Source organism: Paenarthrobacter sp. NPDC091711 (assembly GCF_044756605.1).
Classification (GTDB): domain Bacteria; phylum Actinomycetota; class Actinomycetes; order Actinomycetales; family Micrococcaceae; genus Arthrobacter.
Genome location: NZ_JBIVTF010000003.1, coordinates 98,002 through 112,000, shown reverse-complemented (window position 1 = coordinate 112,000; position 13,999 = coordinate 98,002). Strand labels below are relative to the sequence as shown.

Genomic DNA, 13,999 nt, shown 5'->3' with positions numbered 1-13,999 from the left:
TCGTCTTGAGTAGCCAGGAGACTTTCAACCATCCCGCACAACGGGTTATCGAACTGGACATCGAGGGCATGACCTGCGCCTCGTGCGTCAATCGAGTGGAACGAAAACTGGGCAAACTTGAGGGCGTGGAGGCCAGCGTCAACCTGCCCCTTGAATCAGCCCATGTGACAGTCCCGGCAAACGTGTCAGATCAGCAGATTGTGGACACCGTCAACGCGACGGGTTACAAAGCCACGGTCCGCCACGCCCCACCGCCGCACACCCGAGAACGCAATGAACACGAGCACCACCACCCAAACGAGGCTCCGGAAGCACAGCACGCTGGGCACGAGGATCACATGGAGCATGGCCCCTCGGCGTCGACTCTCCGCCCGCGCCTGATCGTAGCGGCGCTGCTCACCATTCCCGTGTTTGCAATCTCCATGATTCCCGCCCTCCAGTTCGCCAACTGGGGATGGGTCGCCGGCGCCTTGGCCTTGCCCGTTGTGAGTTGGGCGGCTTGGCCCTTCCACCGGGCAGCGGCCATCAACGCCAAGCATTTCGCTTCCACCATGGACACACTCGTCTCCATCGGCGTGATCGCCGCGTACCTCTACTCGGCATGGCAGTTGTTCGCCGATCCCCGCATGACCGAGCATCCCGGCATGGAAAGCATGTCCGGCGGGGGCCTCTACTTCGAGGTCGCAGCCGTGGTCACAACTTTCCTGCTTCTTGGCCGCTACCTTGAAGCGAATGCCAAGGCCAAAGCTGGCAATGCGCTCAAGGCACTGCTGAATCTTGGCGCCAAGGACGCAACCATCCTGGTGGACGGCGTTGAGCGGAAGATCCCTGCCGATCAACTCCTTGTGGACGACGTCATTGTTGTCCGCCCTGGTGAGAAGATCGCCACTGACGGCGTGGTCGCTGACGGTTCATCCGCCGTCGACGCCTCACTGGTCACGGGCGAATCGGTGCCTGTGGAGGTTGGGCCGGGCAGCCTGGTGACGGGCGCTACCATCAACACCTCCGGCCGGCTGCTCGTCCGGGCCACGCGTGTGGGCTCGGACACCACCCTGGCTCAGATGGGCCGGCTGGTCAGTCAGGCGCAGACGGGCAAGGCGCCCATTGCGCGGCTCGCGGACAGGATCAGCTCCGTCTTCGTACCCATCGTGCTGGTCATCGCCCTGGTGACGTTCGTTCTGTGGCTCTTCTTCTCGGGCGACCTCAACGCGGCCTTTACGGCAGCTGTAGCCGTCCTGGTTATTGCCTGCCCTTGCGCCCTGGGCCTGGCCACTCCGGTCGGGCTGCTAACGGGGACGGGCCGCGGAGCTCAATTGGGCATCCTCATCAAGGGCCCGCAGGTTCTTGAGGACACCCGCCATGTGGACACCATCCTGCTGGACAAGACGGGCACCGTCACCAGTGGCAAGCTCGCCGTGGACCACACCCTGGGCTTGAACGGCTACGCACCGGCAACCGTCCTGACCTTGGCCGGGGCTGTTGAATCAGCCTCCGAGCATCCCATCGCGCATGCCATAGCGGCTGCAGCACAGGACGCCATGCCCGACGCCGGGACCCTCCCGGGTGTTGACGGCTTCAGTTCCGCTCCGGGCGGCGGTGTGAGGGGGACCGTTTCACTTGAGGGAGGCTCCAAGACCGTGGTGGTCGGACGTTCCGGCTGGCTCGAGGAGAACGGCATCCCGCTCGATTCGACCCAACGGGAAACACTGGCGGCAGAAGAAAACGGTGGCGCCACAGCCATCTGGGTTGCCGTGGACGGCGAGGCTGCGGGGATCGTGAGCCTGCGGGACACCATCAAGCCCGGTTCAGCAGCAGCAATCCAGAAGCTTAAGGACCTGGGAATCCGCCCCATCCTGCTGACCGGAGACAATGCCGCAGTAGCCGCCCAAGTGGCTGCCGCCGTCGGAATTTCACCCGAAGATGTGTTCGCCGGCGTCCTGCCGGAGGGGAAAGTTGAGGCGGTTCGGAAGCTTCAGGCTTCCGGTGCCACGGTCGCCATGGCTGGTGACGGCGTGAACGATGCCGCAGCCTTGGCCCAGTCGGACCTTGGTATAGCAATGGGTTCGGGAACTGACGTTGCCATCGAAGCCTCGGACCTGACCGTGATGGGCAGTGATCTTGGTCAGCTGGTGCAGGCGATTGAGCTGTCGCGCAAGACCCTGTCCACCATCAAGACCAACCTGTTCTGGGCCTTCTTCTACAACGCGATTGGCATCCCGGTGGCAGCACTAGGATTCCTGAATCCGATGATCGCCGGCGCAGCAATGGCGGCCAGCTCCGTGCTGGTGGTTGCGAACTCGCTGAGGCTGCGCTCGTTCGGGAAGTAGACCTGACTGGTGTAGTTGCAGGTGTTCCGGGCCGCGGAACACCTGCAACTGCTGTCTGCTGTGAGGGCCGAGGCTAAGCAGCCCCGAACCGGACCGCAGCCCGGGCCTTGGCTTTGGCGGCTTCCTCGTCACGATTCTTCGCCGGGGCATGGCTCACCAAGGAGTCAAGGAGATGCTGCGTAATATGCGCGATCTCGTGGACGGCCTCCGCGAAGGCTTCCTCGTTGGCCTTGGAGGGCTTGGTGGATCCGCTGATTTTCCTTACGTATTGCAAGGCAGCGGCCTCCACTTCGGCGCTCGTGGCGTGCGGTTCGAAGTTATGCAGGGTCCTGATATTGCGGCACATAACCCCATGCTAACTATGGGCAGCGCTACATGGGGAGGGGTGCCCATCGACGGTTTTTGGATTCCCGGGATAGGTTTTAGTTATTGGATCTTCCGGATGAGCCGGAGGCCGCTGGGGATGCCGAAGAGCTCGGGTCCGAAAAATGAAGGAGAATCTCATGGCTATTTGGGGTGCAGATGTTGATCAGCTTCGTCAGCTCGGTAACAAGCTGAAGGCCGGTGCTGAGAACATTGAGCAGCAGCGTTCACAGCTCAAGGGCGCACTTGATGGCACCGACTGGAAGGGCCCGGACGCCGACAAGTTCCGCGGCGAGTGGGACAGCCAGCACGCTTCGAACCTGAAAAAGGTTGCCGACGCACTTCGCGAAGCCGGCGATCGCGCTCAGAAGAACGCTGAGCAGCAGCAGCAGGCCTCCAACTAAGACAGTTGGGAAAACCCCGGACGCAACAGCGTCCGGGGTTTTCGCCGTTAATCCCCTTTGGTCAATCCGTTGCGAGGCCCGCTCTGCGCCCTATTCCGCAGTTTTAGAACGCAGACCAGGCCCCACAACGCGTTATCCGCGCGGCGCTTCGGTATCCCGCCCTGTAGGGACGGGTTCAACGTCATTGGGGTGATCCAAAACGCGGGCAGCTTCCTGGCCGGCAAGAGTCGCCCGGCGATCCCCACGCAACTCATCGACGCGAACCAACACCACGCCGCCCACAATCAGGAGACCACCCAGTAGTTGAATGGGCCCGGGGAGTTCGCCCAGGAGCAGCCAGGCCCAGATCACGGCGAAGAGCACCTCGGTCAGGGACACGAACGATGCCACTTTCGACCCCAGGCTACGGGCGGCCATGATGCCGCTGACGTAGGCGAGCACTGTGGCCAGGATGATCAGCCCGACGGCGGAGACCCACCAAGGCGTGGTCCACGGACCCAGCGTCGTGTCCGCGGTGCTGAACGTCATGGGCAGCAAACCCAGGAGGCCCACGAGCCACATCACCAGCGCACCTACCAGCAGGCCACCGGAAGCGAGTACCAGAGGGGGCAGGGTGTCATTTTCCTTGGCGGTGATGAAAAAGTAGATCACCAGGCAGACGGCTGCGGCCATGCCCCAGAGGACACCAACAAAGTCCACCTTCACGGCACCAGTGAGGTCCAGAACCAAAACCAAGCCACCCAGGGACAGCAGCGCGCCGGCCGCGGTGAGCGCCCGGGGTCGGCGCCTGCTGGCAATCCAGAGCCACAGCACAATCATCACTGGAGCCAAATACTCAAGTAGCAAAGCCACGCCCACGGACAACCGGGCCACGGCATTGAAGTAGAAAAGCTGACAGCCCGCTACGCCGATCAGGCCAAACAACAGGATGGTGAGCCAGTTGTCCTTGAGTTGGTGCCAGCGGCCGCGCAAAACCACGACGGCGGGAATCACCAGGATCAGTGCGGCACCGGTGAGGCGCACGGCAACTGCGGCGCCGGGTGACCAGCCGGTTTCCAGCATCGATTTGGCGAACGAGCCGGACGTACCGAAAACAGCCGAGGAAAAAAGTGCGATGCCGAGTCCTGATGCCAGGAAACTCTTTGCATCAGCCTTCGTCGTTGGAGCTGACACAGCAGCCTCCTGTCAGGAGTAAAGTGGGCTTATGGTCATGACAGTACTCCCGAAACATGTAAGGAGTCAAAGTGCTTTTTGCGCCTGACACCGAGGTTGCCCTCCGTAGCGTCGTCAACCTCATCAACACTGCCGCCAACGGCGAGGAAGCACTGGTCACCGTAAAGGACCTCGACTCGTTCCTGGACGCCGAAGAGTTCACGGGCTCACGGGTCAATACGCCAGCGGAATTGAACAGCATCAAGCGTCTGCGCAGCGAGCTGGCAGCGCTGTGGAGCGCGGACGAGGACACGGCGGCGAAGTCCGTCAACAAGTTGCTCGCCGATGCAAAAGCGCTCCCGCAACTCGTCAAACATGACCACTGGGACTGGCACCTTCATGCCACAACACCGGAAGCACCTTTGGCAGACCGAATGGGCACCGAGGCTGCCATGGCCATCATTGATGTGATCCGAAGCAGGGAAATGGACCGGATGCGCGTGTGCGCGGCTGAGGACTGCGACGCCGTGGTTTTGGACCTCAGCCGCAACCGCTCCAAGCTCTATTGCGACACCGGCAACTGCGCCAACCGCGCCCACGTCGCGGCATATCGCGCAAGGAAGGCCGCCGAGGGCGAGTAGTACCGGGCATAATGACGGCATGGGGAGAGAAGAACTGACCGCAGATCCACGCCGCGCCGGCGCCGGACCACACCCACTTGAGACCCCACCCGCCTCCCGGCAGCCGTGGGTCTGGAGGGCCCTACCCATCCAAATCGCCATCGCATTTATAGTGATGCCGCCTCTGTGGGTCTACATCCACCTCTCTTTGACCATCACCTATGACGGGATTTTGACCCTGCTCGGCCTGAGTGTAACTACGGTACTCGCGCCCTCCTTTACGATCTTCGCAGCCGTAGTAATAGGGCTACCTCTCCGCCTCGTTCCAAAGCTTCAGCGCTGGTGGACCAGAAACGGAGAAGCGGGCCTACTAGGCGTAGCCATTGGTTATGGCTTTCTTGTCGCAGGATCGCTCATCAAGCATCGAGAGACCGGCATCGCGGATGGAATTCCCTACAACGCTGTCCTCCCGGACGCCACAATGCTCTATGCAGGATGGCTGGTTCTGGGATTCTTCATCACCCATTCCTGGCTTCCACTCCGCTGGTACAGGCGCAGCGGAAACCAGGCAGGAGGAGGAGGGGTGCCGGGACGGGCGGCTCCTGGCGGCACCACCACTCAGGCCCAATTTACAAATAGCTGAGATGACCAGCGGAGACGAGGAGTCCGCTCCTTCCCCACAAGGGCCCCCGCACTACCCTGTCAGCCCAAAATCGCGGTTCGAAGACGCCAACTGGCAGCGCTTCGAAGCATCAACGGCACAGCCCCCGGCAAGACCGGCACCCCAACCTCGGACATTGGACAGCCTTCCCCGCAATCGCTACGGAACCGCAGGCATGATGCCGGTCAGCCAGCTGGCATTGGCCTTCGCAGTGCTCGCGCCTACCTGGTTCATCATGCAGGTGGCCTTTATGGTGGCCTATGACGGGTTACTGAGCATGATCGGCTTGATGCTGGCCAGCGCCTTGATGCCGATCGCAGCCATTGCAGGAGCAATCACTATCGGCTTACCGCTTCGCTTGGTCCCGGCGCTGAACCGCTGGTGGGCAGGCAACGGGCGCGCCTACATCTCCATCGCAGCCATTGCCGTGGGCCTCGTCATCGCCGGGTGCGTCAAAACCGTTCGCCAGCTCGGCGAAGTGGACGGAATCCCCTACGACACGTTCGCGCCGGACCCCACCCTCATGTGCGGCGGCTGGCTTCTTTTGGCGTTCCTCCTGGTCAACGCTTCGTTGCCGCTGCGCTGGGCGAACCGCGCCGGTTCTTAGAAACCACCCGCCGGACCCGCCTTCCCCTCCTTCAACCTTAGTGTGATCAGCGTCACACTCATTGTCGCATCATGATTTCCAGTCTGGCCGTACTTACCCCTCAGTAACGGACAAAAGGGCAGCCCTTTCCACAGGGTTAATTGGCCAAGGCATCAGGAAAAGGGACTCCATGCGGCAAAAGTTTGAGCACAATTGTGCCCACCATCAGAGTGGGCGGGGTGAGGGCAAGAGCAGATCTTTTGTAGCTCTCTTGGCCTGCGTGCTGCTCGTTGTGGTGGGAATGACGGCCTATGGAGTGGTCAACGCTCCCACCCCCGGAATTGCCCTGCCTGGTTCCCCCGGCGTCACCCAGCCTGGCACCTTGATCTACAGCGAAGACTTCTCCAACATGAGTGCGGCCACCGCACCCATTCCCCTGGGTTCCTACACCGGCGGCGCGGCGGCCCAGAACGAGCAGTACACGGCAGATACCGCCTGGCTTCCCGGCGCCCAGGCCTGCAACGGATGGATCCTGGGGCAGAGCACTCCGTTGCCCGCCAACGGCGGGATCATCGTCAACAACGATCAATGCGGCCGCAACAATGCCATCAACTTCCTCCGCGACATGGCCTTTGTCATGGGCAAGTACCAAGGCATGACCGACGCTCAGGCCGCTCAAAACCAGATCCTCAGCGAATACACGAACACTGTCACTGGCATCCAGCCGGCAGGACTTCAGCTCCAAACCACCAAGAACACTATTCCTACAATCGCCGGCCACTACTATGCGATTTCGGGAATCTTCGGTGAAACGAACTGCTTCTCCAACCACGCCCGCCAGGAATTCTCCATCCTCATCAACGGGGTGCCTACGGTGGTCGGTTCAAATCTGGACCCATGCGCCGATCCCAGCCGGCAGGTCATCAACTACGGCAATACCAACTACAGCGTAGCCAAGCTTCAGTCGGGCGCCATCCAAGTCCCACTCACCGGCACCACCCCAACACTTGGTGTCCGCGTCAGGAACCTGCAGGCGACGGGCACGGGTAACGACGTCGGATTCGACCTTCCGCAACTGGTGGACGTTACGCCGCAGCTGGATAAGGCCTTCAGCCCCACCAGCATGTTTCAGGGCCAGAACACCACGTTGACCTACACCGTCACCAACACCAGCGACCTGATGGCCAAAAATGGCTGGCACTTCGTTGACACCCTGCCCGCCGGCCTCACTGCAGTTGGCCCGCTTGGTGGCACATGCGTCCGTACAGCGGGCACAGTCACCGGCGGAACTGTGGACGTCACGGGGAACCTCGCACAGGGCAGCTCATCGTGCACCATCACGGTAACCGTCACCAGCAACACCCCTGGTGTTTACAACAACTCCGGTTGCCTGGGCAACGACGGAACAGCGATTCCCAACTGCACTAATAACTTCCCCACCATCACGGGACTTTTCTCGCCCGGCACGGCCACTTTGACCGTCCGGCCGGTGGTGGACCTTTCCATCACCAAGAGTGCCAACATCGCTTCCTACATCCCGGGTCAGCCGATCACTTACACGGTGGTAGTCCACAACAATGGACCCAGCGATGCTGTCAACGCTGTATTTACCGATCCTTTGCCCGCGTCCATCACCGGTGCGTCGTGGACCTGTGCCGTCACGGTCGCGGGAACCTCGAATCTTCCGCCGGCCGGACCCACCGCTTGTAACGCACCCAGCGGCACCGGAAGCATCTCCGGCACCGTGAGAATTAACGTTGGCGGGACCTTGACCTACACGGTCAAGGGCACCGTGGCGGCGGGTACCACCGGAAGCATTACCAACACGGCCACCATTGCCCCTGCAGCCCAGACGGCTGTTCCCAACATGCCAGGCGGCGGTCCCCTTCCGGTTCCCGGGTCAACCGCCTCGGTTCCCACCGTGGATCCGGCCTGCCCACCTTTGCCCGGGGTTGGATGCTCCGCAACGGTCACTACACCCGTGGATCCCCAATGGACCATCGCCAAGACCGCCACAGTGGGCGGTAACTCCTCGAACGGCCAATGGGTGAAGCCCGGCGACACCATCACCTATTCCGTGACCGCCACCAGCAACCGCGGCCAGATCACTAACGTTGTCCTCACTGACAACCTTGCCGATGTCCTGGATCAGGCCACGTTCGTTCCGGGATCCGCAGTGTTGACCATCGGCACCGCGGCACCGGTCGCCGTCGCCAATCCTGTGGCTCCGTCCACCACGCTGACCACCCAGCCGTTCACACTTCCGGCCGGTCAGACTGCAGTGCTCAGCTACAAAGTCACCGTCAAGGCGGATGCTTGGAGCGCGCAGCTGGTCAACGTGGTCACCGGTGCTGGCAGTGTCACGCCCGTCCGCTGCGCAACCAGCACCACGCCGTTGGCTCCGGAGTGCACCACAACCCACCTGACACCGGCCAAGATCCTCATCGAAAAGCTGGGTGAATCATCCGATGAGGAATGGGTTCCCATGGCCGGCTCCACCTGGGCCATCCACAATGATGCAGCCGGAGTCCCGGGTGCAGTCAACACCAGCTTCACGGTGGCTCCCATCCCGTCCCAAACCGGCCAATTCCAGCTCGAAGGCATCCAGCCGGGCGTGTACTGGCTCGAAGAGACCACAGCTCCGGACGGCTTCAACCTGTTGGCCGAAGCCGTGCAGTTCACCGTGGCCTCCAACGGTGCCGTGACGCTCGGCCAGGGAAGCGGTGGCGGAGTCGTGACAACAAGCGACGCCGACGGCAACGGCATCTTCCTGGTCACTGTCCGCGATGTGCCCGCGCTGAAGATGCCTGAATCCGGTGGCGTCGGCTGGTGGCCGTTTGCGGCTGCTGGAACGTCGCTGCTTCTGGTGGCCATGGTTCTTGCATCCAACAGTGCCCGGCGCGCCCGAAACCACCCCTAAACGTCACCCCCCGGCCTGCAGCAAAAGCGGCAGGCATCAACCCCGGAAATGTTCGCTCCCGAGCATCGCATCATCACCCATGAAAGAGGAAAACAGTGAGTATTCAAAGCTCCCGGCGCCTTTGGAAGGCCGCCGCCACCACGATTGCCGGAGCGGTTTTGGCAATGTCCTTCTCCGCCGCCCCGGCCTCAGCCGCCCCGCTGGTCGACGGAGACCAGATTGGTTCCATCACCGTTCACAAGTTCGAACGCCCGGACACCCCCACCGGACTGCCCAATAACGGCACGGCCGTGGACACCACGGGACTGACCGCCTTGGCCGGCATCGAATTCACCATTCAGCAGGTCAACGCCATCGATCTGTCCACCAATGCCGGTTGGGACGCTGCCCACAACCTGAGCAGCGTCTTCTCCCCCGCCGATCCCGCAGGATCCATCACAGGTGCAGGGTTCACTCTGGGATCCGGCACCGCTCAGGTCACCGACGCCGCGGGCACCGCATCGTTCGGCAACCTCCCCGTCGGCCTGTACCTGGTAACGGAAACCAACTACCCGGCCGGCGTGACCCCGTCAGCTCCGTTCCTGGTTTCAGTGCCGTTGACTGACCCGGATAACAAGGACAACTGGATCTACGACGTCCATGTGTACCCCAAGAACTCCATCACGGGTGCCGAGAAGACCGTCACGGATGCTCCCGACGTCAAGCTCGGCGATCAGATCGACTTCACCATCACCGGTGACATCCCGAACGAAGCAGTCATTGACGGCTACAAGATCGTGGACCAGCTGGACGACAAACTGACCTACCTTGATGCCAGCGCCACACTGGTTAATGGCACGGTCATCACCGAGGGCACCCACTACACGGTTGCCTTCGATGCTGCCACCAACACGGTCTCCATCGTCTTCACCCCCGCAGGCCTCGCAGTGCTGGCTGCCAACAACGACACCAAGGTACAGGTTGTTGTAAACACCGCCGTCAACACCATCGGCGAAATCGAGAATGACGCCATGGTTTACCCGAACCTGGGCAGCTTCACCACCGTTCCCGGCCAGCCCGGCGGCCCCATCGTCACTCCCCCGGTTGTTACCAAGTGGGGCGAGATGACCCTCCTGAAGACCAACGAGAACGGCGCTGCCCTTGCCGGCGCTTCCTTCTCGGTCTACGCCAACCAGGCTGATGCTCTGGCCGGAACCAACGCTATTGTTCTCAACGGCCAAAGCACCTTCACCGTTGCTGCTGACGGAACCCTGACGGTCTCCGGTCTGCGTTACTCCGACTGGGCCAACGGCGCCGCAGTACTGCCCGGCTCCGCCGATTTCCGCACGTACTACCTGGTGGAAACCACCGCCCCGGAAGGCTACGAGCTGCTCGCAGAGCCGATCTCCTTCCTGATCAACTCCACCAGCACCACGGTGGGTGTTGACCTTGAGGTCAAGAACATCCCGTCCAACGGTGGCTTCGAACTGCCTCTCACCGGTGGTGTGGGAACCGGCCTGCTGTACGTAGCTGGCGCACTCCTGGTAACCGGCGCCGGACTCTTGTTCGTCCGTTCACGCCGCAGCACCAACAGCTAGTCACTGCCCACCTGCAAAGGTTCGCAGTGTGAACACCAAAGCGGGGAAGAACGCCAAACGCGCGCTCTTCCCCGCTTTGCTACCCCAGAGCACAAATCCCCCAGGACCCTCATGTCAAAGCACCAAGACACCAAACTGTGGCCGCAGCGCAGTTTCCGCACCGGATGGAGCGCCCAGCGCATCATCATCGTTGTCGTCGCAATTCTGGGGGTGGGAGTGATGCTGTATCCCACCGCCGCTGCATGGTTCTCCGACCGGGTTCATGCCACTCAGATCAGCGGCTATGTGGACAGCGTGGAGAACCTTTCCCCGTCAGCCCAAAAGACCCTTCTGGACGAAGCCCGGCAGTTCAACAAGGAGCTGCCGTCCGGCCCTCTGCGCGACCCGTACTCCTTGAACAACCAAGGCGAGAAAACGGTGGTTGGAGCAGGTTCGGACGCTTACAAGAAAATGCTCGACGTCGGACCCGGCGGCATGATGGGACGCATCAGCATCCCCTCCATCCACTCGGACTTACCCATCTTCCACGGCACCGATGAAGAAACGCTCTCCAAGGGCGCCGGCCACTTATTCGGCTCCGGCCTGCCGGTTGGCGGAACGGGAACCCACAGCGTCCTCACGGCCCACTCAGGCTTCGTTAACGCAACTCTCTTCGATGACTTGGATCAGGTGCGCGAAGGCGACGTCTTCTCCGTGACAGTGCCCGGCGAGTCTTTCTATTACTCAGTGGATCAGATCAAAACGGTTCTGCCGGAGGAAACGGACGATCTCCGCAAAGTCGAGGGCAAGGACTACGTCACGCTGGTGACGTGCACACCCACAGGGGTCAACAGCCACAGACTGCTGGTGCGTGGCGAGCGCGTTGACGCTCCAGCCGCAGCTTCTTCCCAAACACTGCCCAGCCAGGCAATGGATCCGGGCTTCCCTTGGTGGGCGCTGGCCCTCGTTGGTACCGCGGTCCTCGCGGTGGTAGTCACCCGCCCCCGCAAAAAAGCGCTCCCCCGCCCAAGGTGAGGAAGCGCCCGAAAGGTTAGTGGCCGGCGTCGGGCGTTTCCGGCCCGTCATTCGGAGCACCCGGGCCGCCGTGGCTTGGACGCTTGGAACTGAGGTTGACGCCGGATCCCTTGCCGAGGTGGTCGGCGTTCTCCTTGTGGCTCATGGACAACATGGCCGCTACGACGAGGCTCACAATGAATGCGATGCCCGCGCCTGTGAAGGCGAGGTCGAACCGCGGGGCTTTTGCGCTGCCACCGGACGCGAAGATCAGCACGGCAACGAAGGCCAGCACTGCAAAGAACGCGGAGAACATGAGGGGTCCCTTGACCGAGGTCCGCATCTTGCGCGGTTCTCCTGGTGTCTGGTCTGCCACGGTCATTCCTCCAATGATGGCGGTTGGTCTCCGCCGGTCAGCAAAAGTTCTACAACGAGTAGAACGTCCAGCTACTAGTTTACGGCCTCGGGCGAAGCGCCGGGAGCAGCAGCCTGGGCCGGCCCGCCGGCAGCGGTCTTGGCCTCGTGCCGCAGCGTCAGCCCGGACAAGATCCACAGCACGCCGGAAATGATGGCCCCACCGCCTGCCACACCCAACAGCGCATGCGCGCCCAGGGACGTAAAGAACGGCAGCAGCACGGCAGTGCCCACGGCAATGACGCCTGAAATGAGCCAGTCGCGCGCCAACGCATCCCGCTTGCGGAGGCCGTGGACGAACTCAAGGAGGCCCAGCACCAGCAGCGCAAACATGGCCGAGAGCGCAACGCCCTCATCAGATTGCGTGACCAAAGCAGCGATACCTCCGAGCGCAACAACCGCCGGAACGGCAACTGGCAATGCGCGGGACATCCACACAGCCGCTGCGGTTGCGAGCAGATACAGGCCCACGGCCCACGCCAGGACGTGTACGGACGGAGCCGCCCAGAAGATGGTGATCGCACCGAACACCAGGGCAACCGTGGCGCGGATCAGCACGGGTTTCCAGAGTCCGTCCACTGGGGCAGAAGGAGTCTGGGCAGGAGTCGCTGGGAGAGTCACCCGTCCAGTTTAGTGCGAACCCAGCACCATCCATCGATCCGTCCGTGCGCGAAGCCCCAAAGTCACCCCGCGGGCCAGCATGTAGCCGAGCGCAAACGCGGCCCACAACCAAAAGAGCCCCGCCTCGCCGTCGGGCCTTGTCTGATTGATAGCCACCAGCAACGGCAAATAGACCACCAGGTTTACGACGCCGGCAATCGCCAGGTAGCGTGCGTCGCCGGCGCCGATGAGGACTCCGTCCAGGACGAAGACGTACCCTGCCAGCGGTTGTCCCACCGCCAGGACCCAAAGCGCCACCGTGAGAGCGGACCGGACGCCGGAATCGGAGGTGAAGAGGTATCCGGCCCACGGCGCCGCAATGGCCAGGAGCACGCCGGTGATCACACCGAACCCGAGGCCCCAGCGGATCATGGTGCGGGTCAGTTCACGGACGCGTTGGGCGTTCCTGGCGCCCAGTTCCTTCCCAATCAGGGCCTGAGCCGCGATGGCAAGTGCGTCCAGGGCAAAAGCGAGGAAGGAGAAAATGGTCATGGCCAATTGGTGCGCGGCCAAGTTCACGGCACCTTGTGCGGTCACCACCAGGACGGTGGCCAGAATGGCAAGGCGGAGGCTCAGAGTCCGCAGCATGAGCCACGAACCCACCTTGGTCATGGCCCGGATACCGTGCCAGTCGGGCTTGAGGGAGACCCCGTGATGCCGTGCGTTCCGGCTCACCATCACCAAGTAGACGGCCGCCATGGCCCATTGTGCGATGCTCGTGCCGATTGCGGAGCCGGTTACGGACATGTTCAACCCGTAGACGAAAAACAGGTTGAGGACGATGTTGACGGCAAATCCAGCAGTTGCCACCACCAGCGGAGTCCGGGTGTCCTGCAACCCCCTGAGGACGCCGGTGCCGGCGAAGATGAGGAGCATCGCGGCCAAGCCAGGCATGGACCAGCGAAGGTAATCGACGGCGAACTGCCGAACATCGCCAGTGGCCCCCATGAAGCCAACTAGGGGTTCGGCCGCCACAAAACCAACCACGGCGAGCGCCAATCCGAGCAGCAGGGCCAGCCACACGCCGTCGCGCCCTGCCGCCAAAGCCTTCCCCAATTTACCGTCGCCGATCGCCCGGGCCACCGCCGGCGTCGTCGAATATGCCAGGAAGACCATGAGCCCCACAGCGGTGTGCAGGATGGTGGATGCGAGGCCGACGCCTGCCAGTTGGTCGACGCCCAGGTGCCCCACGATGGCGGAGTCGGCCAGCAGGAACAGCGGCTCGGCAATGAGCGCACCGAAGGCTGGGACGGCCAGGCGCAGGATCTCGCGGGCGTTGGAGCGGGTGGGTGTGATTGTGGTTTGAGGCACTAAACAAGCCT

At 62.3% G+C, this 13,999-nt stretch carries 13 protein-coding genes; 8 read left to right on the top strand and 5 right to left on the bottom strand.

From position 1 onward, the window contains the following. Window positions 1–5: 5 nt before the first annotated feature. On the top strand, window positions 6–2,327 hold the full coding sequence (locus ACIQH5_RS06265; protein WP_400401262.1) for a heavy metal translocating P-type ATPase: 2,322 nt from the start codon (window positions 6–8) through the stop codon (window positions 2,325–2,327). Between the two features lie 73 nt (window positions 2,328–2,400). On the opposite strand, the gene ACIQH5_RS06260 is transcribed toward ACIQH5_RS06265, so the two are convergent. Next, window positions 2,401–2,673, bottom strand: coding sequence for a DUF2277 domain-containing protein (locus tag ACIQH5_RS06260; protein ID WP_024818746.1), 273 nt, complete (start codon window positions 2,671–2,673; stop codon window positions 2,401–2,403). Window positions 2,674–2,830: 157 nt separating this feature from the next. Between ACIQH5_RS06260 and ACIQH5_RS06255 the strand changes: the two genes are divergently transcribed. Continuing rightward, window positions 2,831–3,094: a WXG100 family type VII secretion target gene (locus ACIQH5_RS06255; RefSeq protein ID WP_011776688.1), complete on the top strand. Its 264-nt coding sequence runs from the start codon at window positions 2,831–2,833 to the stop codon at window positions 3,092–3,094. 132 nt (window positions 3,095–3,226) lie between these two features. Here the strand turns inward: ACIQH5_RS06255 and ACIQH5_RS06250 are convergent, their stop codons facing one another. After that, window positions 3,227–4,267, bottom strand: a complete 1,041-nt coding sequence (locus ACIQH5_RS06250; protein ID WP_400401260.1) for an EamA family transporter — start codon at window positions 4,265–4,267, stop codon at window positions 3,227–3,229. Window positions 4,268–4,338: 71 nt separating this feature from the next. Here ACIQH5_RS06250 and ACIQH5_RS06245 point away from each other — a divergent pair, with 71 nt between their 5' ends. The 6 genes from ACIQH5_RS06245 (at window position 4,339) to ACIQH5_RS06220 (ending at window position 11,624) form a co-directional block, all read left to right on the top strand. Further along, on the top strand, window positions 4,339–4,887 hold the full coding sequence (locus ACIQH5_RS06245; RefSeq protein WP_400401258.1) for a CGNR zinc finger domain-containing protein: 549 nt from the start codon (window positions 4,339–4,341) through the stop codon (window positions 4,885–4,887). A gap of 19 nt (window positions 4,888–4,906) precedes the next feature. Continuing rightward, window positions 4,907–5,509, top strand: coding sequence for a hypothetical protein (locus tag ACIQH5_RS06240; RefSeq protein WP_400401256.1), 603 nt, complete (start codon window positions 4,907–4,909; stop codon window positions 5,507–5,509). A gap of 1 nt (window position 5,510) precedes the next feature. Beyond that, window positions 5,511–6,134, top strand: coding sequence for a hypothetical protein (locus ACIQH5_RS06235; RefSeq protein ID WP_400401254.1), 624 nt, complete (start codon window positions 5,511–5,513; stop codon window positions 6,132–6,134). A gap of 259 nt (window positions 6,135–6,393) precedes the next feature. Beyond that, window positions 6,394–9,033 (top strand): SpaA isopeptide-forming pilin-related protein, encoded by a 2,640-nt coding sequence (locus ACIQH5_RS06230; RefSeq protein ID WP_400401252.1) that lies wholly within the window; start codon window positions 6,394–6,396, stop codon window positions 9,031–9,033. A 95-nt stretch (window positions 9,034–9,128) separates the two neighbouring features. Then, window positions 9,129–10,610 carry a SpaH/EbpB family LPXTG-anchored major pilin gene (locus tag ACIQH5_RS06225; protein WP_400401250.1) on the top strand — a complete coding sequence of 494 codons (1,482 nt, stop codon included), beginning with the start codon at window positions 9,129–9,131 and terminating at the stop codon, window positions 10,608–10,610. A gap of 111 nt (window positions 10,611–10,721) precedes the next feature. Then, window positions 10,722–11,624: a class C sortase gene (locus tag ACIQH5_RS06220; RefSeq protein WP_400401248.1), complete on the top strand. Its 903-nt coding sequence runs from the start codon at window positions 10,722–10,724 to the stop codon at window positions 11,622–11,624. Window positions 11,625–11,640: 16 nt separating this feature from the next. Here the strand turns inward: ACIQH5_RS06220 and ACIQH5_RS06215 are convergent, their stop codons facing one another. From ACIQH5_RS06215 to ACIQH5_RS06205, 3 genes are all read right to left on the bottom strand, one after another. Then, the gene (locus ACIQH5_RS06215; RefSeq protein WP_400401246.1) at window positions 11,641–11,985 is read right to left on the bottom strand and encodes a hypothetical protein; all 345 of its coding nucleotides are present in this window, start codon (window positions 11,983–11,985) and stop codon (window positions 11,641–11,643) included. A 68-nt stretch (window positions 11,986–12,053) separates the two neighbouring features. Next, on the bottom strand, window positions 12,054–12,638 hold the full coding sequence (locus ACIQH5_RS06210; RefSeq protein WP_400401244.1) for a DUF308 domain-containing protein: 585 nt from the start codon (window positions 12,636–12,638) through the stop codon (window positions 12,054–12,056). Between the two features lie 9 nt (window positions 12,639–12,647). Continuing rightward, window positions 12,648–13,988, bottom strand: coding sequence for an MATE family efflux transporter (locus ACIQH5_RS06205; protein ID WP_400401242.1), 1,341 nt, complete (start codon window positions 13,986–13,988; stop codon window positions 12,648–12,650). Window positions 13,989–13,999 lie beyond the last annotated feature (11 nt).

What these genes read in the sequence shown, in the direction of transcription:
- ACIQH5_RS06235 (WP_400401254.1), top strand. Translation starts at nt 5,511, where the DNA reads ATGACCAGCGGAGACGAGGAGTCCGCTCCTTCCCCACAAGGGCCCCCG.
- ACIQH5_RS06240 (WP_400401256.1), top strand. Translation starts at nt 4,907, where the DNA reads ATGGGGAGAGAAGAACTGACCGCAGATCCACGCCGCGCCGGCGCCGGA.
- ACIQH5_RS06220 (WP_400401248.1), top strand. Translation starts at nt 10,722, where the DNA reads ATGTCAAAGCACCAAGACACCAAACTGTGGCCGCAGCGCAGTTTCCGC.
- ACIQH5_RS06260 (WP_024818746.1), bottom strand. Translation starts at nt 2,673, where the DNA reads ATGTGCCGCAATATCAGGACCCTGCATAACTTCGAACCGCACGCCACG.
- ACIQH5_RS06255 (WP_011776688.1), top strand. Translation starts at nt 2,831, where the DNA reads ATGGCTATTTGGGGTGCAGATGTTGATCAGCTTCGTCAGCTCGGTAAC.
- ACIQH5_RS06215 (WP_400401246.1), bottom strand. Translation starts at nt 11,985, where the DNA reads ATGACCGTGGCAGACCAGACACCAGGAGAACCGCGCAAGATGCGGACC.